Annotated in this window: 5 protein-coding genes; 2 read left to right on the top strand and 3 right to left on the bottom strand. The window is 70.9% G+C overall.

The genetic code is table 11. From position 1 onward, the window contains the following. Positions 1–130: 130 nt before the first annotated feature. Entirely contained in the window at positions 131–2,290 is a 2,160-nt protein-coding gene (locus AB0C69_RS37240) for an MMPL family transporter (protein WP_360360381.1), read from the bottom strand. Between the two features lie 155 nt (positions 2,291–2,445). Between AB0C69_RS37240 and AB0C69_RS37235 the strand changes: the two genes are divergently transcribed. Further along, on the top strand, positions 2,446–3,594 hold the full coding sequence (locus tag AB0C69_RS37235) for a cystathionine gamma-synthase (RefSeq protein ID WP_360360378.1): 1,149 nt from the start codon (positions 2,446–2,448) through the stop codon (positions 3,592–3,594). A gap of 200 nt (positions 3,595–3,794) precedes the next feature. Beyond that, positions 3,795–4,763, top strand: coding sequence for an alpha/beta hydrolase (locus tag AB0C69_RS37230; protein WP_360360375.1), 969 nt, complete (start codon positions 3,795–3,797; stop codon positions 4,761–4,763). 8 nt (positions 4,764–4,771) lie between these two features. On the opposite strand, the gene AB0C69_RS37225 is transcribed toward AB0C69_RS37230, so the two are convergent. Further along, positions 4,772–5,332: a hypothetical protein gene (locus AB0C69_RS37225; protein WP_360360372.1), complete on the bottom strand. Its 561-nt coding sequence runs from the start codon at positions 5,330–5,332 to the stop codon at positions 4,772–4,774. A gap of 9 nt (positions 5,333–5,341) precedes the next feature. Next, positions 5,342–5,550, bottom strand: a 209-nt coding sequence (locus AB0C69_RS37220; protein WP_360360370.1) for a hypothetical protein, incomplete at its 5' end; no start/stop codon positions are given.

Here is a 5,550-nt window from a genome sequence, read left to right as displayed (position 1 = left end):
GGCGCTGACCGCGATCCACGCCGCCGGGCTGATCTCCAGGCGCTCGGCCGTTCAGGTGTCGGGTCGCGGGGCCCGGCCGGTGGGCGGCGTTATGGGCCGGCCCCCGCGACCCGACGTCTCGGGGGCGCCGCTAGCCGCGGTGCCCGGTCGGGGCGAAGTCCTCCCGCGTGTCGTTCGCACGCGGCTGCTTCTTCGGCTCGTCGCCGTGGCCCGGCCACCAGGCCCGGTGGCCCAGCATCGCGGTCAGGCCCGGCACCAGGAAGGTGGACATCACGAAGGCCGACAGCGCGATGCCGATCGCCACCGAGAAGCCCATCTGCTGGAGCATCGAGACCGGCGCGAGCATCATCACCGAGAACGTGCCGGCCAGGATGAGGCCCGCCGCGGCGACCGTCGGGCCGCCGTGCTGGACGGCCAGCGCCGCCGCCTTCCGCGGCTCGTGGCCCTCCTTGGCCTCCTCGCGCAGCCGCGCCGTCATCAGGATGTTGTAGTCGGTCCCGATGGCCAGCACGAACAGGTAGAGGACGATCGGCAGCTGGAAGGTGACGCCGGCCTCGCCCATCGCGCCCTGGAAGACGTACACCGCGGAGCCGAGCGTCGCCGCGAAGCCCAGCAGGACGGCCACGACCAGGTAGAGCGGCGCGACCACCGACCTCAGCAGCAGCGCCAGGATCAGCGCGATCAGGACCGCCGCCACCGGCAGGATCACCGACAGGTCGCGGTTGTTGACCGTGTTGATGTCGGAGAAGATCGCCGTCGGTCCGCCGACGTAGGTGCGGGTGCCCTCCGGCGCCGCCTTGTGCACGGCGGGCGTCAGGTCGTCCTTGACCAGGCTGATCGCCTTGTTGGACGCGGGGTTGAGCTTCAGCACCAGGTCGACCCGGGCCACGGTCTTGTCCTGGCCGGGGACGGGCGGCTGCACCCTGCCGACGCCGGGCGCGTTCTCGACGGCCTTGCTGAACGCCTGGGTCTGCTGCTGGCTGACCGGCTGCCCGTTCTGGCTCTTGATGAACACCTGGACCGGGGTGGTCAGGCCGGGCGGGAAGCCCTTCTCCATGTCCTTGGTCGCCTGCGCGGACTCGGTGTCCTGCGGGAAGCCGGCCGCGAAGTCGTAGTCGGCCTTGAACCCGAGGGTGCCGAGCGCCAGCACGACCAGGACGAGCCCGGACGCCGCCGCGGCGAGCGCGGGGCGCTTGCCGACGCCGCGGCCGATGGCCGTGGAGAACCTGTCCTTCGGCTGCTTCTTCCACGCCTTGGACGGCCAGAAGACGGCGGTGCCGAGCAGCGAGACGAGCGCGGGGAACAGCGTCAGCGAGGTGATGCCCATCACGACGACGGCGATGGCCAGGGACGGGCCCCAGGCGCTGAAGACGCCGAACGTCGCGAGCAGCAGGACCAGGAACGTCACGGCGATGGCGGCGGCGGCCGAGGAGATGACCTCGCCGACCCGCTCCACCGCGGTGATCATCGCGGTCTTCTTGTCGTCGCCGGCCCGCAGCCGCTCGCGGAACCGGAACATCAGGAACAGGTAGTAGTCGGCGCCGATGCCGAAGAGCACGATCAGGATGATGGTGCTGAGGCTGTCGTCGCCGGAGAACCCGAAGATCTTCGAGGCCGTGCCGATCAGGCCCATCGCGACCTGCATGGTCACGGTGATGACGACGATCGGCAGGATCGCCGCCAGCGGGGCCCGGAAGATCAGCAGGATCAGGCCGATGATCAGCACGAAGGTGGCGATGCCGACGATCTCGAAGGACTTGTTGAAGGAGTCCTCGTTGTCGACGAAGCCGGCGACGTCACCGCCGACCTTGGCCTCCATCCCGCTGCCCTTCAGCAGGGTGGGCAGGTCCTTGCGTATCTGCTTGACCGCCTCGCCCTGCTTCTTGCTGTCGTCCATCGAGGTGCCCTTCATCGGCACCATGACCACCTGGACGGCCTTGTTGGGCGCCACGGCCTGCGGGCCGGTGGCGAAGCCGAGGACGGTCGGCGGCTTCTTGGCGTTCAGCGACTTGGCGGCCTCGTTCACCTTGGCGCTGTCCTGCGCCGTCAGCGGCTGGCCGTCCGAGCGCTTCACCACGATCAGCGAGGAGGTGTCCTCCTGCTGCGGGAAGGCCTTTTCAGCGATCTTGAGCGCCTGCACCGACTCGTACTTCGAGGGCAGGAAGTCGCCCTGGTCGGACTCGGTGGTGAGCTTGGGGGAGAGGGCGATGATGAGAACCGCGGCGACGAGCCAGGCCACGATCGTCCACCACGGGTGTCTCACGACGAAGCGCGCGAGCCGAGCGAACATGGGGGCTTCCTTAATTCACGGTCGTAGGGATACCCGTAAAACAGTAGAGACCGGACACCGTGCAGGGGTCACCCGCAGCGCCGAAATGCGGGGTGATACCTCCGGGGGAGACTCTCCTCCTCTAGGAGGGGCGGGGAGTGGATAGCCTCGTACCCATGGACAACGAGGTTCAACGGGGGTTCGAGACCCTGGCCATCCACGCCGGGCAGGAGCCCGACCCGGTCACCGGCGCGGTCGTGCCGCCGATCTACCAGGTCTCGACGTACAAGCAGGACGGCATCGGGGGGCTGCGCGGCGGCTACGAGTACTCCCGGTCGGCCAATCCGACGCGTACCGCGCTGGAGGTATGCCTGGCCGAGACGGAGGGCGGCGCGCGGGGGCTGGCGTTCGCCTCCGGGCTCGCCGCCGAGGACGCGCTGCTGCGCACGGTCTGCAAGCCCGGCGCCCACGTCATCGTCCCCAACGACGCCTACGGCGGGACGTACCGGCTGTTCGCGAAGGTCGCCCAGCCGTGGGGCGTCGAGTTCGACCCGGTGCCGCTCGGCGACATCGCCGCGGTGCGGGCGGCGGTGCGACCCGACACGAAGATCATCTGGGTGGAGACGCCCACCAACCCGCTGCTCGGCGTCGCCGACATCGCGGCCCTGGCCGCCGTCGCCCGCGACGCCGGGGCGCTGCTGGCCGTCGACAACACCTTCGCCTCCCCCTACCTGCAGCGGCCGCTGGAGCTCGGGGCGGACGTCGTCGTCCACTCCACCACCAAGTACATCGGCGGGCACTCCGACGTCGTCGGGGGCGCGCTGATCGCCGCGGACGCGGACCTTGGGGAGCGGCTGGCGTTCCACCAGAACGCGATGGGCGCCGTCGCGGGCCCGTTCGACGCCTGGCTCACCCTGCGCGGGATCAAGACCCTCGGCGTGCGGATGGACCGGCACTGCGCCAACGCGGAGCGGGTCGTGGAGCTGCTGTCGCGGCACCCGTCCGTCCGGCAGGTCCTCTACCCGGGGCTGCCCGACCACCCGGGCCACGAGATCGCCGCCAAGCAGATGAAGGCGTTCGGCGGCATGGTCTCGTTCCGGATGGAGTCGGAGGAGGCCGCCGTCCGGGTCTGCGAGCGGACGAAGCTGTTCACGCTCGGCGAGTCGCTCGGCGGCGTCGAGTCGCTGATCGAGCACCCGGGGCGGATGACGCACGCCTCGGCGGCCGGGTCGCCGCTGGAAGTGCCCGCCGACCTGGTGCGACTGTCGGTCGGCATCGAGGACGCCGCCGACCTGCTCCGCGATCTGGAGCAGGCGCTTTCCTGAGAATCGGCTGACCATTCCCCACCGGACTTGATCAAAACATCTATACTCGGCGCGCCAGGTTCGTGAAGAAAGGGCCCGGGGTGCGCAAAGTACTGGTCTGTGGGGCGGCGTTCGCCGCGACGTGTGTCTCCGCCGTGACCGTTCCCGTGGGAGCCCACGCGAACGAGCCGGCGCCGACGCCCAGCGTGTCCGTTCCGTCCGTGCCGACCGAGTCGCCGGCGGGGACCCCCTCCGGCGCGCCGGAGACCGGGGCCCCCGGCACCGGGTCGCCGTCGGCGCCGTCCGCGACGCCGACGGAGGGCGGCCCCGCCGGCGCGGACGGGGAGCCGGACGGCACCGTCACCGCGCAGGCGGTCATGGTGACGCCGCAGCTCCCGCTGTTCCGCACCTACGCCTACGGCAAGCTGCCCGCCCAGAAGATCGACGCCTACTGGCGCAAGCCGGGCCCGCGCGCCACGCCCCGCCCGGCCGTGCTGCTCCTGCACGGCGGCTACTGGCTGGAGGGCGACAAGGGCGGCGGCTGGAAGTACTTCGCGCGCCGGCTGACCGAGCAGGGCTTCGTCGTGCTGTCGGCCAACTACCGGCTCGCGCCCAAGGCGCAGTGGCCCGCCCAGCGCGACGACGCCATGGCGGCCCTCGACTTCATCAAGAAGCACGCCCAGGTGTGGAACGTCGACCCGAACCGCGTCGCGGTCATGGGCTCGTCGGCCGGCGGGCACCTCGCGACGCAGCTCGGGACGCTCGGGACGGGCACCCGCCAGGTCCGCGGCGTGGTCGCGCTGTCCCCGCCGAACAACCCCTTCCTGGCCTTCCAGGACGGCGCGAAGCCGGACGCCACGTTCACCAAGCGCAAGCTGCGGCGGGCCGTGGTCGGCCTCGTCCACTGCGAGCCCGGTGTCACCGCCGACCCGGACTGCTGGACGAAGCTGGACGACGCCAGCACCGTCACGCACGTCTCCGCGGGCGACGCCCCGATGCTGCTGATGCACGCCACCGGCGACTTCGTCCCCGTCACCCAGAGCACCGGGCTGGCGACCGCGCTGCGCGCCGCCGGCGTCCCGGCGACCGTCAAGACCGTCGAAGGCGACATGCACGCCTCGGACATGCTGGGCGACGAGGGCGTCTACCCGACCATCCTGGCCTGGCTCAAGAAGCGACTGAACGCGTAGTTGGCGGTTCAGCCGTTCCAGACCATCAGGACGAGGATCACCAGCCAGATCAGCGCGACGACGCCGGACATGGCGGCGAGCCGCCCCCGCTCCACCTCGGCGACCTCGCCCGCCGCGGCCGGTTCTGCGGTGGCCCCGGCGGCGGGCGCCTCGGCCTCCGCCGCGCCGCCCTCGGCCTCGCCGATCTCCTTGGCCTCCTCGGAAGGTGCGGGACGGGCGGGGACCGTCGCGGGCACCGCCTCGGCCGCCGCGACCTCCAGCAGATGGACCGCCTTGCGCTGGTCGCGCTCGACGATCAGAAGCAGCACCAGCGCGACGACGAACAGCGTCATCGACACCGTCAGCCACACCTCGGCGAGGTCGCCCTTGGCCAGCCCGAGCCCGATCAGGAAGATCCCGAGCGTGCCGATCCCGTAGATCTGGGTGGTCCGGTGGAGGTAGCGCACCACGGTCACGTTCCGCTTGCGGATGTAGCGCGGCGTGGACATCGTGGCGGCGGTCAGCGGCCCCAGCGTGAAGATCGCGAACCCGATGTGCAGGATGAGCAGGATGCGGTCCGAAGTCGACATGTGCCGACCTTAGTCCGCGCCGCCCTGAGCCTCACTGCAACCACGCGACAACCTCAGCCGGCGCCGCAACCCCACGACGACCTCAATGGTTGCGATCGCGTCCGAAGGCAGGTGTGAGCGAAGCGAGAACCTGATCGCGCAGTGAGCCGCCAGGCGAGCCGGAGCGATGCCAGCGATCGCCCGCAGCAGGCGCCAGGAGAGTTCCACCGCCGTGCGCA

This window comes from Actinomadura sp. NPDC048032, from assembly GCF_040653175.1.
Lineage (GTDB): Bacteria > Actinomycetota > Actinomycetes > Streptosporangiales > Streptosporangiaceae > Spirillospora > Spirillospora verrucosospora.
The sequence above is the reverse complement of the archived record's forward strand: the minus strand, read 5'-3'. Positions and strand labels throughout refer to the sequence as shown.